We start from the raw sequence: 13719 nt of genomic DNA, 5'->3' as shown, positions 1-13719 counted from the left end.
TCATGATCTTGCAGCCGATGAACGACGAATATTTTATGCAGCAGGCGCTGAAAGAGGCGCGGCTGGCCTATGAGGAGGATGAGGTGCCGATCGGCGCGGTGGTGGTCATGGGCGCCCGGGTGATTGCGCGGGGGCACAACCAGACCGAACGGCTTACCGACTGTACCGCGCATGCGGAGATCATCGCGTTGACCTCCGCCTTCAACCATCTCGGGAGCAAGTACCTTCCCGAGGCAACCCTTTATGTCACCGTGGAACCCTGTCTGATGTGTGCGGGGGCCTTGTATTGGAGTAAGATCGGCAGGGTGGTCTTTGGCGCCGAAGACGACAAGAACGGCTACCGGCGGGGCATCGGGGATCAGCCGGCCCCGTGGCCTTTTCATCCCAAAACCCAATTGACAAAGGGTGTCCTCCGCGAGGAATGCGCCGGGCTGATGCGGGATTTTTTCCGGTCCAAACGGTGATATAACCTTTTTCGTGTAGATTTGTTCTCCCTTCAGGTACTGACACGAGTTTAGTCGTTTTTTATATCATTAAATCATTCGTTATGGCATTTACACTTCCCGCGCTCCCTTATGCATTTGAAGCATTGGAGCCCAACATCGACGCAACGACCATGCAGATCCATCATGGCAAACATCACCAGGCTTACATCGACAATCTAAATAAGGCCATCGCCGGAACACCCAACGAGGGTAAATCGCTCGAAGAGCTGGTTCAAAAGGCGGGGTCCATCAGCCCGGCCGTGCGGAACAACGCCGGCGGTCACTGGAATCACAGCTTCTTCTGGGAGATCCTGAGTCCCAAATCTTCCGGCGCGCCTTCGGGAAAGCTGGCCGACGACATCCACACAACGTTCGGAAGCTTTGACGCGTTCAAGGAAAAGTTCAACGCGGCCGGCCTTGCCCGTTTCGGAAGCGGCTGGGCATGGTTGATCGTGAAGGATGGGAAGCTGGAGATCAGCTCCACGCCCAACCAGGACAACCCACTGATGGATGTAGCCGAGGTAAAAGGCACGCCGATCCTGGGCGTCGATGTTTGGGAACATGCGTATTATCTGAAATATCAGAACAAACGCGCCGACTATCTCGGGGCATTCTGGAAGGTGGTGAATTGGGACAAGGTAGCCGAGCATTACGCCAAGGCAAAATAAATTTTGGATAATAAACGGCTCATCCTTGCGTAGCATTTGGCGGAGCCGTTTATTAAATTTTAAATATGAGAAAAGCTCCTCTTCTGTTTGCCATCGTCCTTTTTGCGGCCTGCAAAGGACACGAGAAAAGAGTATTGATCTATGCGAGCGACAAGATCGCAGTAGACGAAACCCAAAAGAACATCACCATTGCTAACGGTGATGGTACCACGCATCATGAACAGGAGCTGGACTTCACCGGCGGCGATCCAGTCACTCTCAATGTGGAGTCGCCACAGGGCAAATACACCGTCACCATCCCCGATGACGGGTTGTGGATCGCCAACCTCAAGAGCGACACGGTGGTCGGCAGCCGCCAGCATGTCGGTGAAGGCGGCGAAGGCCGCATCACGCAGGATGTGCTGAAGCAAAAGGTGGACAGCCTGGAAAAGCTGATGCAGGATCGGAACGTCAGCGAGGCCAATCAGAATTATTTTATCCCGCCGACGAAAGCGGTGAGGATCACTACGGAAACGAAGGCTAAGGTCTTTGGGCCGTTCACTACGGTCTCCAGCTCGTTCGATGCCGGTTCGGTGCCTGCGATCTATAAATTTTATAGTATGAAGGAAATGCGGGAGATCGTCGGGAAACTGGAAAAAATGGTTGGGCCTTCGGACTCCACCGGAAAAAAATAGGTCCTCGGCCCAATCGCATTCACGGAACGGGATCGATCCCGTGTCCGCCCCAGGGATGGCAGCGGGCGATGCGCCGGATGCTCAACCAGGCGCCTTTGAATAATCCATGTTTTTTCAGGGCTTCTACGGCATAGTGGGAGCAGCTGGGGGTAAACCGGCAGCGGGGTCCCAGGGCCGGGGAGATGACCCATTGGTAGACTTTGATCAGGGCGATCAGGGGAAGTCCCAATAGTTGTAAAACCTTCTTCATGCCGTTTCTTTCTGTAATTTCTGCAAAGCTACGCCGATCTTCGCGGTTACGGTCGGGTAATCGGGCAGCTCCTTGCCGATGAAGACGAAGAAGACCGCCAGGGAATGACCTTTTTGGGTCAATTGCTCCAGCAGCGGCCCTTTCTGGAGGCGATAGGCTTCACGGCCCAGGCGTTTGATGCGGTTGCGGTCGACGGCTTTTTTGAAGTTGCGGCTGCTGGCGCCGAAGCCGGCCTGGAGAGGGGCGGCGCCCGGAACAGGGGTTCCGGCGAGCAAAAACACGATCTTATAGGGGAAGACCGAGAAGCTCTTCCCTTCCCGGAATACGCGCTCGATGCGTTTCCGGCTTTTTAGTTTTTCTGGTTTGCGCCAAGTGGCCATAATGTGCTTGAAATGCGCCTTCGGAAATGTAGCGCATTTCCAGCAAAGCGCTGATGTCTGTCCTTCGGACGGGACGCCTGGGCGTCCTAAGCAAAAATAGCTTCGGAAATTCCGAAGCTATTGACTTATAATAGGTTAAATTCTTTCTATTTCAGCTTGGACTCGTCGGAAACGGTCAGCTTATGACGACCCTTTGCACGCCGGCTGGCCAGAACCTTACGACCATTGGCGGTTTGCATCCGCTTGCGGAAGCCATGAACCGTCTTGCGGCGACGTCTGTGTGGTTGAAATGTGCGCTTCATTTAAAAGATTTTTTGCGTTTTTGTCAGCGAATTATGATTGACCTTCGGTTTGAGCTTCGATGGAACTTCGTCCCTCGTTCCATCTTGCTCATTCAATGGAACTGGGGGCTTTCGCGTCTCTTGTTTTTACCGCCACGGGTCACCATCCCCGCCGCTGGTGAAAGGGATTGCAAAACTAGGAAAAATTCGGGAAAAAGGTGGAAAATTCCTGCAAAAAATGGGGGTGGCGGGCCGCCTATTGCCCATAATAGACTGAAAAGACCCCGCTGGCGATGGCATGGGTCGTGGTGGTCGAACCGGTTGGGTCGACCGCGGTAAATTGGAAGCTTCCTTTGATGCGGCTGGCGCCGGTATTGTTCGAAGTGATCGTGACCGAGCCGGCCGACGATACGAAGCCGGTCGAAGACGAGCCGCTGATGAGAGTATATGCTCCGAGGTAAGACGGGTTGGCCGCGCCAAGGTTGTAGGTACCGGGCGAGGCGTTTGCCGGCAGGAGCAGGCCAATGGACTGCGTTCCATCCGAGGTGGCGCCGATGATAGTCATCTGGCCCGAGGTGGTTGCGGCCTGGATATTGATGGCGGTAAAGGCCTTGCCGTCGATCGAAGCCACCAAGGTGTCCTTGGCGGAAGTGGGCGGCAGCGCGGTGACATAGGGGATCCTGGCAAAAACCCCGTTTGTGATCTTCTTTTGCCGGCCGTCGATATCGCGCCAGGCTTTGAACGAGAAGGTACCCGAGATGGTCCTGTCGACGGAATCGATCTCCGTCACGGTCACGGTACCGCCGGCCTGGCCCGTGTCGCTGCCCTGGTTGGTGGAAAAGGCATATACATTGGACGAGTCGAGATCGCCATAAGCCGCCAGCGAGGCCGAAGTCTGACTCAAGCTATAGGTGCCGGCGATGGAATCGGCAATGCTGAGGTTGATCTCCCTGTTATCGGCGCTGACCCCCGTGATCGTAATGATGCCGCCGAGGATGCTTGCCGCCTGCCTGGTCGGGGAAGCGGCCCATTTTGCCCCGTCAATTGTTGCGGTGAAATTGCCGGATGCGTTATCGTTGCTTTCGATGCTGGTCTCCTTTTTACAAGAGGCAGATCCAATCAGCAGCATTATCGAATAGAGAATTGCTTTTTTCATCCTGGGACTACTTTGGTTAATTACCGGCGTACGCCAATGATCGGCTCAAGCTAACAAAACATGATTCGACCGCAGGTTCTGCCCATAAAAGATACTGGCATGGCTGTCAAAATCCTCGGTCGAGTCGGTGGTGAAGAACCGGACGTTTGCGCTCTTGCTCAGGCGGCTCTCCATTTCCGGGTGACGTTGCAAATAATCCGCCAAACTCTCCGCAACGATCTCCCCCTGGGAAATAAGCGTATGGCCGGCGGGCAGCGCAGCGGCGATCTTGTCTTTCAGCAGCGGATAATGGGTGCAGGCCAGGACGACGGTGTCTATCTCCGCGCAGCGCGCCATCAGCTGATCGACGTATGTTTTGACAAAATAGTCGGCCCCGGGTTTATCGTGCTCGTTATTCTCTATTAACGGAACCCATAGAGGGCATGGTTGCTGAAAGACCTCGACATCGGGGAAGAATTTTGCGATCTCGATCGGGTAGGACTCGGACAGGACGGTGCCCCGGGTAGCGAGAACGCCGACCTTTCCCGAGACGCTGTATTGGCCGACCACCTCGGTCGTGGGCCGGATGACGCCGAGAACGCGATGATCGGGCGCGATCCGCGGAAGATCGAGTTGTTGGATCGTCCGCAGGGCTTTGGCCGAGGCCGTATTGCAGGCGAGGACCACCAGCGGGCAGCCCTGATCGAACAGCCATTGGACGGATTGCAGGGTGTACTGGTAGACGGTCTCGAAGGAACGGTTCCCATACGGCGCGCGGGCGTTGTCGCCAAGATAGATATAGTCATAGTCAGGCAGCCGGGCGGCCAGCTCCTTCAAAACGGTGAGACCGCCATAGCCCGAGTCAAATACGCCGATGGGATTCTTCATATCTTCTCTTCCTAAAAGTCGAACGCCGGGGTGTTGCCCCGGCGTTTATTTTGTTCTTACTTAATTCCTAATTTCTTCTTCACCAGGGGGAGCAGATCGTCCGCGGGGGGCGAGCTCAGGAGGGCTTCCTTGGTCAGGACGTAGGCATAGCCGTTCTCCTTGGCAACGGCCTGTACGGCTTCGACGGCCTTCTTTTGGATCGGCTGGATCAGCTCCTGCTGCTTTTGCTGGTACAGCTGCTGAGCCTGCTGATTCCAACCCTGGAGCTTGATTACCATGTCGCTGATCTCTCTTTTCTTCAGCTCGAGCTGAGCCTTGGTATATTTAAGCGTGTCCTTCGATTGCAAAAGGCTGTCCTTCTCCATATACTCCCGCTTCATATCTTCGAAATTCTGACCGAGTGCGTTCTGATAGTCATTCAGCGCGGTATCCGCCTTCTTGTATTCGGGCATCGAAGGGATCAGTTCCTGCAGGCTGATGTACCCGATCTTGCCCTGTGCTTTTGTCGAATTGCCCGCCAGAACCAGGCCCATAACCACCACTACGATTGTGACAATCTTTTTCATTGTGTTTTGAAGTTTGTTTTATTTTATTAGCGTTTTTAGTTATTTGATCCCCAGAGCCTTCAGGACATCTTCGCTTTTATCCAGTTTAGGGTCTGCGAAGATAACGGTAATTCCTTCACTTTTGTCCAAAATAAAGTCATACATTCTGTTAACGGCCAATTGTTGGATCGCGTTGTAAACCTTATCCTGTATGGGTTTCACGAGGTCCTGCCGAAGCTTGAACAGATCGCCTTCATAACCAAACCGTTTGCGTTGCAGGTCGCGAACCTCCTTCTCCATATTGAACAACTGGTCCTCCCTTTTGCGTTTCAGCGTGTCGCTAAGCATAACCCGCTCGGCATCATAATCTTTATACATCCGGTCAAGAGTGGCCTGCTTTGCATCGATCTCCTTCTGCCATTGCATGCTGGTCTGGTCGAGCTTCTTTTGCGCCTCTTTGTATTCGGGCATCTTGTCAAGGATGTATTTTGTGTCGACGACGGCATAGCTCTGCGCATGACCGGAAAGAAAGAAGGCCAATAGACAACAGGCAGCAAGGAGTATCTTTTTCATGGCTAGATAATTTTGGGCATGAAAATAATCAAATTAATCCGGTTCGTAGCCTAACATGAAGGTAAACCGGGTGGCATCGCGCAGTGAGCCATTCTGGATGCGATCGAGACCGACACCGTAGTCAAATCCGAGCAGACCGAACATCGGCAGGAAGAAACGCATCCCTACCCCAACGCTCCGACGCAGGCGGAAGGGGTTGTAATCCGTATAGTTATACCAGCCGTTGGCGGCCTCGAAGAAGGTCAGACCATAGATCGTGCTGCTCGGGTTGGTCGTGAACGGATAGCGTAGTTCGAGCGTGTATTTGTTGAAGATCGTAAAGAATTGCTGGGCCTGCTGCTGATCGGGATTGACCTTCGGATCGGAGTTCTCGTACACCGGATAGCCGCGTTGGGAAATGATATCATACCCCAGCAGACCGAAGTTGTTGGTCAGACCCGCATCCCCGAGCTGGAAGCGTTCGAACGGTGAGAACCCGAGGCCGGCATTGTAACGGCCCATAAAGCCGTATTTCGCCGAAGCCTTGAGCACGAACTGCCGGCTCTTGTCCGCCCCTGTGGCGTTGCCGATCGGCAGGTACCAGTCGCTGGTGAATCGCCATTTATGATACTCCGGCAGCTTAAAGGCGTCCGCCTGTGTAAGTCCCCTGTCGATAAGCGAATACGGTGGCGTAAACTGAACGCTTAGCAAGAGATTGGAGCCTCGGCGTGGATAGATCGGCTGGTCCAGATCATAGCGGCTAAGCGCGAGCTTGAAGCTGAAGTTGGTCGACCGGCCATTCCGGAAGGCGCTGGTGAACAATGGATAGTTGTTCAAGTCATACTGGGTATAGTTGACCGAATAAGTGAACGTGAAGAAGTCATCCGGCCATTTCAATTGTTTACCCAATGCGAGGGTCACGCCGAAGTTTTTCAAAGAGTTACTGTCGCTGAACGCGTAGGTATTGGTGCGGAAGTTATAGCCCCCCGTCCGGAATACGCTCCGGTACAGGCTTACGGTTAGCGAATTCCTTTTCTTACCGCCCAGCCAGGGTTCGGTGAACGAGAAGTTGTAGGACTGATAGGCCTTTCCGTTGGATTGGATGCGCAGGCTCAGCTTCTGGCCGTCGCCTTCGGGAAGCGGCTGCCAGGCGTCCTTATGGAAGATGTTCTTGATGGAGAAGTTCGCAAAGGTGATGCCCACGGTCCCGGTAAGACCGATGCCACCGCCCCAGCCGGCCGACAGCTCGAGCTGGTTACCGGATTTTTCTTCGACGGTCCAGTTGATATCCACCGTCCCGTCCTCCTGGTTGGGGTTGATGCCGGGCTGCACCTTCTCCTGGTTGAAGAAGCCGAGGTTGGCGATCTGCCGCTGGCTACGGATCAGATCGGTCCGGCTGAACTTATCCCCGGGGATGGTGAACAGCTCGCGCCGGATGACATATTCATTGGTCTTATCGTTACCGGCGATAGTGACGTTCTTGATCGTCGCCTGGGGACCTTCCACCATCCGGATCTCGAAGTCGATGGTGTCATTGTATACGGCGGTTTCTACCGGATCCACGTGGAAGAACAGGTATCCGTCATCCGTATAGAGGCCGCTGATGTCGCCGCCTTCCGCGGAGAGCTGCTTACCCAGCTTCTTGTTCAGGATGTCCAGGTTGTAGACATCGCCTTTATGGATGCCCAGTATCAGGCTGAGGATGCTGTCGGAGTATTTGGTATTCCCTTTCCAGCTGATATTCCCGAAATAATATTTGTGTCCTTCGTCCACTTTTATGTCAACGTGCAGACGGCTCTTCACCTTATTTTCTACATAATGCGTATCCTTGACGATCACGGCGTCGCGATAACCGAGCGAATTGTAGTAGCCGATGACCTTTTGTTTGTCGTCCTCGAATTTGTTCTGGCTGAATTTTGCGCCGTTGAACAGCTTGAAACGGAAATAGGGATCGAGGAATTCCTTTGTGGCATGGAAGGAGAGGAAGCCCCAATTGTTCAGGTACTGCCGCAGCGTGACCGAATCATGCGGACCGTAAGGGGTCTGGTTGTTGGGCGGATAGAGGGTCATCCGGCTTTGTTCCTTCGTATCCTTCAGCTGCTTCTTCAGTTTTTGTTCGCGGACGGCCTCGTTGCCGAAAAAGTCGATCTGGTAGATACGAACTTTTGGACCCTTGTCGATGTTGAAGGTAAGGATGACGGAGTTCTGAACGACGGGATCGCGGGCTTCGGAGACCTTTACTTCGGCATTTTCAAAGCCTTTGTCGGCGTAATATTTTTTGATGTATTGCGTAGCCGAGCGTTTCATGTCCTCCGTTACCACGCGGCCCTTGATCAGGCCGGTCTTTGTCGTCAGATCGTCGGCATCGCCTTTTTTCACGCCGGGGCCTTTGAAATAAAAATTCCCGAGGCGGGGGCGTTCGGTCACGTCGATCTCTACATAGATGCTATTGCCGACAAGCCGGGTAAAATAGATGGAGATATTGGCAAATAATTTTTGCTTCCAAAGGTTTGTGATGGCCTTGCTGAAATTGTCGCCGCCGGGTATCGTTACCTTATCGCCGACCGTCAGACCGGAGATGGAGGTGAGCAGGGATTCGTCGAGATATTTCGTTCCGGAGATCTTGATGCCAGCAATAACGTATTCGCGGGGTGGTGTTTTACCGGTTGCGAGATTGACGAGATCGGGATCGATGGAAACGCCGTGCGGGACTGTATCGGTTGATGGTTTTCGGAGGCTATCGGGAACGGCTTTTTTTGTGGAATCGGTCACCTGGGCTGATGCAGCGAACGAGTTGAGTAAGCAGTAAGTGGTAAATAAAAAAACGCAAATCAGCGATCTTCGTTGCATCCAGTCGATTTTGAGCGGCAAATTAAGGGGATTTATACAAAACGTTTGTTAAAATGTTCCAGCAAAGGCGCTTATAAAATTTAGCGCATTGCTGGAAAACGTTTAATGATGGTCCTCCGGACGCGACGCCTCCAGCGTCGTCAGGGCAGTACCCGGAGTCATCAAATCCTGTTGAATCTGAGCACTTGTTTTGCCAAATCTCCTTTCTCTTCCCTGAAAATCGAGTATCGCTTCATAGAGGTTCTTTTTCCGGAAATCAGGCCAGCGAACGCTGGTGAAGTACAATTCTGCATAAGCTAGTTGATAAAGCAGGAAATTACTAATACGATATTCGCCGCTTGTGCGGATCATCAGTTCGGGATCTGGAAAGTCCCGTGTAGACAGGTATTGCTGCAGGGTGTCTTGTGTAATGGCGTCGGGTTCGAGCTTACCTGCCTTCACCTCGCGCGCGAGGTTTCTTACGGCTTCGGTCAGCTCCCAGCGGCTGCTATAGCTGAGAGCCATCACGAGGTTAAGCCCCGTATTACCCGATGTGAATTCGAGCGCTTCTTTGAGCTCCTGGCTGGCATCGTCGGGAAGCATGCTCATGTCGCCGATGACGTGCAGGCGGATATTGTTCTTATTTAAGGTCTCTACTTCTTTGCGGATGGTGTCTACCAATAATTCCATGAGGCCGGTGACCTCATAGGCGGGGCGATCCCAGTTCTCGGTCGAAAAAGCGTAGAGGGTAAGATAGCCGATGCCCAGTTCCGCACAGCCTTCGACGATGTCGCGCACACTCTCAACTCCATGAAAATGACCGAAAAGCCTGTCCTGGCCTTTCTCTTGCGCCCAGCGCCCGTTCCCGTCCATAATAATGGCGATATGGCGGGGAAGCCTTTTCAGATCTATCTTTTCCTTCAGCTCGTCCATGGAGGATTTTGGGCCGTGCCCGGTTTTTGGGGCACAAAGATAGGGTTTTTGGACCTGAGACCACCCCATAATCGACCGATCGCTTGTTAAAGGCCGCTTTCGGCCGGCCGGATTCCATCCGCCCTAGTAACTAGGACACTTATAAGAAGTGAGATTAAAGGAGAGCGTGACCTGGGCGGTCAGGTAGCTGTCTTTCTGGTTGGAATACCCCCGTTGGCGGTCCTTGATCCCGATGGGTTCCCCGGTCTCGTAGGAGCGGTCCTGCAGGGCGTACCAGACAGTGGGCTGGCCATTGGGAAGGAACTGGGTCTGGGCGTCGGGTGCGTAGGTTTTGCTGACGTCGTCGATGTAGTCTGTGGTGGTGAAGCGGTAAAGCACCTCGAAGCCGAGGCTCATTTGCCGGTTGAGGCTGTATTTGACCCCGACGCCGAGCGGGAAGCAGATGGCCATGCTCCCATAGGGCTTTCTTTCGGGATATACGCCCGAACCCTGCCCTTCCGTTCCGAGGTTGCGCAAATACACCTTCTGGCCCTGGTAATAAGTGTAAGGGTTATAGTTAAGGGCCCCAATACCCAGGGACATATAGGGGGTAAACCGGTGATCTTCGCTGCCGGGGACGAACTTGAAGAAGTTGAAATCACCCATGAGCGCCAGTTCCCAGATGTTCGAGTTGAAGCTGAGGTTCCGGCGATACATGAACTCATTCGATTTATTGTACTTGTCCGAATAGGCCAGGAAGGCGTAGTTGGCCTGGATGCGCATGGCCACATAATTGCCGAACTGTTTCCTGAAAAAGGCTCCGAGCGCCATGTTCGGCGTATTGAACCGCGGATTGGGGTTCAGGTCGCCAAAATATTGGGCAGCGCCCGCCGAAAAGCCGAATTCGCCTTCGTGCACGATGGCTTGTTCCTGTCCAGAGGAGTGTAAGGCGGCCAGGATCACCAAAAGGGCACTGAATAGTAGCTTTTTCATATGTCGGTAACGTCAAGGGCTGCGCCCTTCGTTTATGTGATTTGTTAAAATTGTTCGCGCCTACAGCGTGTTGGGTTCCACATTCCGCGTGTCGAGGCCCCAGGAGAGCTTCCCGCGAAGGGTTTGCAGAAAATTGTTCTCGTTCAGCCGGATCAGGCTGACGGTGAAAGCCTCGCTCCGAACGGCGAGCTGGACCTGTTTATCCACGATCTCCTTTCTGGAATCCAATACGCAAATAAAGTTCTCGGCCCGGCCTTCGACCTCGAAGGAAATGATATTATTATCCGGAACTACGATCGGCCGGACATTTAGGTTGTGTGGGGCCACCGGGGTGATGACAAAGCTTGCCGAATCGGGAAAGACGACGGGCCCGCCGCAGCTAAGGGAATAGCCCGTGGAGCCGGTCGGGGTGGCCACGATGAGGCCGTCTGCCCAGTAGGTGTTGAGGAATTCCCCGTTGAGATAGGTGTGGATCTTGATCATCGGGGAGGTGTCGGTCTTATGGATCGCGAATTCGTTGAGTCCATAGGGTACGTCCCCGAACAAGGGCCGGTTGGCATCGAGATGGATCAGCGATCGTTTATCCACGACAAATGTGCGGTTGACCAGCGCAGTAACGGCGGTCGACAGCGCTTCCTTACCGATGCTGGCGAGAAAGCCCAGGCGGCCGAAATTGATGCCCAGGATGGGAATGTTCTTGTCGCGGACCAGGGCGACCGTATCCAGCAAGGTGCCGTCACCGCCCAGGCTGATGAGGAACTCGATGGAGTCGTCCAGGTCGGCAGACTCCCGGAAAGAGCCGATGCCGGAAGGGAGGACGAAGGACGAGCCCATTTTTTCGAGAAAGGGTTGGTGGATCACCGGCTCGAGTTTTTGGCGGACCAACTCGTCGAAGAGCCTTTGGACGCCGGCCTGCTGTTCGTATTCTACTGCCCTGCTATATATTGCTACTTTCATGTGGAGTTAATGGCTTTTCATTTGTCAAATGCAGTCGGCTACGCCTCGTGTCATTATGTCGTTTGTGTGCGCCGGTTTTGGCTAGCGAGCCGGTGGCTCGCTAAAAGTCGTTTCGGATGTGTAAAAATAGTCCGTTTTGGCCTAATTGATTGAAGCTATAATCAAACTTAAAGCTCAGATCATAGAAGGTAACAATATCAATGCCGAAGCCGGCGGTATAGAGCATCCGGTTGACCAGGGAATTTCCCCTGAAGTCGCGGTTATAGGCGTAGCCGCAGTCCGAAAAGGCGGTGGCATAAATCCGGAAGGGAATATGGTCATGTGCGCTGCCGCGGACGAGGGGGATATCGAAATTGACGAGTTGGCGATAGAGCGTATTCTTGAGAACGGCTGTGGCGGTGCCATCGATGACATAGCGGTCGAGCCCGCGCAGGTAGAGGTCACCGTATCCTATAAGCCCCTGGTTATAAAAGGGCTGGCTTAAGGGAAGTTTGAGGACATTGATATTTTGGATGCCGAACCACCATTTGCGGGCCAGGGGCCAGCTCCGGATCAGGCCGGTAGACAACTGCCAGAGGTTTATGTCGGGGTTGATCCCCTTGCGGGTCAGGGAGGATTCGAAGATAATCCCATTGAGGGGATAGGAGACATAGTCGACGTCCGTATAGTTGAATTTGTAGATCAGCTCCGGGTAGACCAGGCTTCGCCGGTTGTTGTTGAAATAATGCGGATTCAAGACGGTGACGGCACTGTCGACGGAAGTGGAGACGACGTTGAGATTCAGCGTGTGCCGGACCTTTAGTCCCGGACGATAGAAATACCGGGCGGAGAACGACAACAGGCGGCTGAGATATTTGCCTGCGTACGAAATAGTATCGGAGTTGATAAATCCCTGGCTGTTATTGACGGTAAAGGCATCCACCTCTCTACCCTGAGCGAAGTTGAACCCAAACCCGAAGCCATGCTTCAGGGCGTTGTCCGCATAGGGTTGATTGTAATAGAGCTCGAACTGCCGGGTATACCCGGTGATCAGCCAGGCGGTGAGCTGGTCGTTGCGGCCCGTGAAATTATAGTGTGTGAACTTCCCGCCATAATTGACGCGGCTGAGGCTGTAATCTTTTTGCGCCCAGGCGGTGAAATTGCGGTCGACGGGTTTGAAATAAGGAAGGGGGAAAATATACCATCGCTCTTTAACCTCGATCTCGACGTCGGCGACATAGCCGCGGAAGGTTTTCAGGTAGATGACCACGTCATTGAACAGATGAGTATTGACCAGCCGGTCATGGGCCGTCCGGAAGCCTTGTACGAGGCCGGCCAGCGTGATGGTGTCCCCGGAGTGGAAGGAGAGCTCACGCAGGACGATATAGGTTTTGGTCTTCTTGTTGCCTTTTACCGTAATGGCGCCGACGATGAGCGGGCGGGGACTCTGGGCGATGAGGCAGAAGGAAAAGAGAAGGAGTAGGGCGGCAAGAAAATATTTCCGACCGGGCGGCATCAGATGTTGAGGTAGTTCATCAGGTGGTCGTAGTTGCTACGCAATTCATTCTCGTACAATTCCTCGCCGAAATAATATTTCACCTGATATTCATAGCGTTGGAAGGTAGCGACGACGTCGGAGACTTCTGCCTTGTTGATCCGGAGCGTGACCAGGAAATTACCGGAGGCCGCATCGGCAAAGGTATTGAGCTGGATGATCTGGGCGTCGTTGGTCTCTACGAGCTTGCTGATCTCGGCAAAGGCGAAGCTGACCTTTTCCATTTCGAGGACGATGATCCCGCCCGGTTCGTTGACTCCGGCGACGCGGCCCAGCTGCTTCAGGAGATCGGTGGCGATGATGGAGCCGGTATATTCGGCTTCGCCGGCGATAACGGGGATCAGGGTGAGTCCATTTTCGTTGACCAGCTGTACGGCCTCATAGAAGAAGGCGTCGGCGTGTGCGGCAATGTGGGAGAAGCCAGCCTGCAGTTGGGATAAGAGGATACTGTCGTCTTCGACGTTGAGGAGATCGTCTTCACTAACGAGACCGGCCAGCTTGTCCTCCACGACCACGGGTAGGTGGGTGACGTGGAAGTCGGCCATCAGGTCCAGCGCCTGGGCGACGGGGTCGTTCAGGTGGAGGGAGGGAATGGCTGCTGATATGATCTCTTTGTTTAGCAAGGCTGTTTATTTA

At 53.7% G+C, this 13719-nt stretch carries 16 protein-coding genes; 3 read left to right on the top strand and 13 right to left on the bottom strand.

What is annotated here, in order from left to right:
* Nucleotides 1–2: 2 nt before the first annotated feature.
* From VHE34_RS26585 to VHE34_RS26575, 3 genes are all read left to right on the top strand, one after another.
* Nucleotides 3–464, top strand: coding sequence for a nucleoside deaminase (locus tag VHE34_RS26585; RefSeq protein WP_325593683.1), 462 nt, complete (start codon nucleotides 3–5; stop codon nucleotides 462–464).
* A gap of 83 nt (nucleotides 465–547) precedes the next feature.
* Nucleotides 548–1153 carry a superoxide dismutase gene (locus tag VHE34_RS26580; protein ID WP_325593681.1) on the top strand — a complete coding sequence of 202 codons (606 nt, stop codon included), beginning with the start codon at nucleotides 548–550 and terminating at the stop codon, nucleotides 1151–1153.
* Nucleotides 1154–1218: 65 nt separating this feature from the next.
* Nucleotides 1219–1827, top strand: coding sequence for a hypothetical protein (locus VHE34_RS26575; RefSeq protein WP_325593679.1), 609 nt, complete (start codon nucleotides 1219–1221; stop codon nucleotides 1825–1827).
* Between the two features lie 19 nt (nucleotides 1828–1846).
* On the opposite strand, the gene yidD is transcribed toward VHE34_RS26575, so the two are convergent.
* The 13 genes from yidD to VHE34_RS26510 form a co-directional block, all read right to left on the bottom strand.
* Nucleotides 1847–2077, bottom strand: coding sequence for a membrane protein insertion efficiency factor YidD (gene yidD / locus VHE34_RS26570; protein WP_325593677.1), 231 nt, complete (start codon nucleotides 2075–2077; stop codon nucleotides 1847–1849).
* Nucleotides 2074–2457: a ribonuclease P protein component gene (locus VHE34_RS26565; RefSeq protein ID WP_325593675.1), complete on the bottom strand. Its 384-nt coding sequence runs from the start codon at nucleotides 2455–2457 to the stop codon at nucleotides 2074–2076. The genes yidD and VHE34_RS26565 overlap by 4 nt, the downstream gene beginning before the upstream one ends.
* A gap of 146 nt (nucleotides 2458–2603) precedes the next feature.
* Complete coding sequence (gene rpmH / locus VHE34_RS26560) at nucleotides 2604–2759, bottom strand: 50S ribosomal protein L34 (RefSeq protein ID WP_188934297.1); 156 nt, start codon at nucleotides 2757–2759, stop codon at nucleotides 2604–2606.
* Nucleotides 2760–2994: 235 nt separating this feature from the next.
* Nucleotides 2995–3894: a DUF6252 family protein gene (locus VHE34_RS26555; protein WP_325593671.1), complete on the bottom strand. Its 900-nt coding sequence runs from the start codon at nucleotides 3892–3894 to the stop codon at nucleotides 2995–2997.
* 45 nt (nucleotides 3895–3939) lie between these two features.
* Nucleotides 3940–4761: a glutamate racemase gene (gene murI / locus VHE34_RS26550; RefSeq protein WP_325593669.1), complete on the bottom strand. Its 822-nt coding sequence runs from the start codon at nucleotides 4759–4761 to the stop codon at nucleotides 3940–3942.
* A 56-nt stretch (nucleotides 4762–4817) separates the two neighbouring features.
* Complete coding sequence (locus VHE34_RS26545; protein WP_325593667.1) at nucleotides 4818–5327, bottom strand: OmpH family outer membrane protein; 510 nt, start codon at nucleotides 5325–5327, stop codon at nucleotides 4818–4820.
* A gap of 39 nt (nucleotides 5328–5366) precedes the next feature.
* Nucleotides 5367–5879, bottom strand: coding sequence for an OmpH family outer membrane protein (locus tag VHE34_RS26540; RefSeq protein WP_325593665.1), 513 nt, complete (start codon nucleotides 5877–5879; stop codon nucleotides 5367–5369).
* A 33-nt stretch (nucleotides 5880–5912) separates the two neighbouring features.
* A complete protein-coding gene (locus VHE34_RS26535; RefSeq protein WP_325593663.1) occupies nucleotides 5913–8708 on the bottom strand; it encodes a BamA/OMP85 family outer membrane protein in 2796 nt (931 codons plus the stop codon).
* 102 nt (nucleotides 8709–8810) lie between these two features.
* Nucleotides 8811–9689: an isoprenyl transferase gene (locus VHE34_RS26530; RefSeq protein WP_325593661.1), complete on the bottom strand. Its 879-nt coding sequence runs from the start codon at nucleotides 9687–9689 to the stop codon at nucleotides 8811–8813.
* A 54-nt stretch (nucleotides 9690–9743) separates the two neighbouring features.
* The gene (locus tag VHE34_RS26525) at nucleotides 9744–10592 is read right to left on the bottom strand and encodes a DUF6089 family protein (protein WP_325593659.1); all 849 of its coding nucleotides are present in this window, start codon (nucleotides 10590–10592) and stop codon (nucleotides 9744–9746) included.
* Nucleotides 10593–10652: 60 nt separating this feature from the next.
* The gene (locus VHE34_RS26520; RefSeq protein WP_325593657.1) at nucleotides 10653–11549 is read right to left on the bottom strand and encodes an NAD kinase; all 897 of its coding nucleotides are present in this window, start codon (nucleotides 11547–11549) and stop codon (nucleotides 10653–10655) included.
* A gap of 100 nt (nucleotides 11550–11649) precedes the next feature.
* Nucleotides 11650–13044: a POTRA domain-containing protein gene (locus VHE34_RS26515; protein WP_325593655.1), complete on the bottom strand. Its 1395-nt coding sequence runs from the start codon at nucleotides 13042–13044 to the stop codon at nucleotides 11650–11652.
* Nucleotides 13044–13706, bottom strand: a complete 663-nt coding sequence (locus VHE34_RS26510) for a CBS domain-containing protein (RefSeq protein WP_325593653.1) — start codon at nucleotides 13704–13706, stop codon at nucleotides 13044–13046. Before VHE34_RS26510 ends, VHE34_RS26515 begins: the two co-directional genes overlap by 1 nt.
* Nucleotides 13707–13719: the final 13 nt, after the last annotated feature.

Origin of the sequence: Puia sp., assembly GCF_035546395.1 — a bacterium.
In the GTDB taxonomy this organism is placed as follows: domain Bacteria; phylum Bacteroidota; class Bacteroidia; order Chitinophagales; family Chitinophagaceae; genus Puia.
The sequence above is the reverse complement of the archived record's forward strand: the minus strand, read 5'-3'. Positions and strand labels throughout refer to the sequence as shown.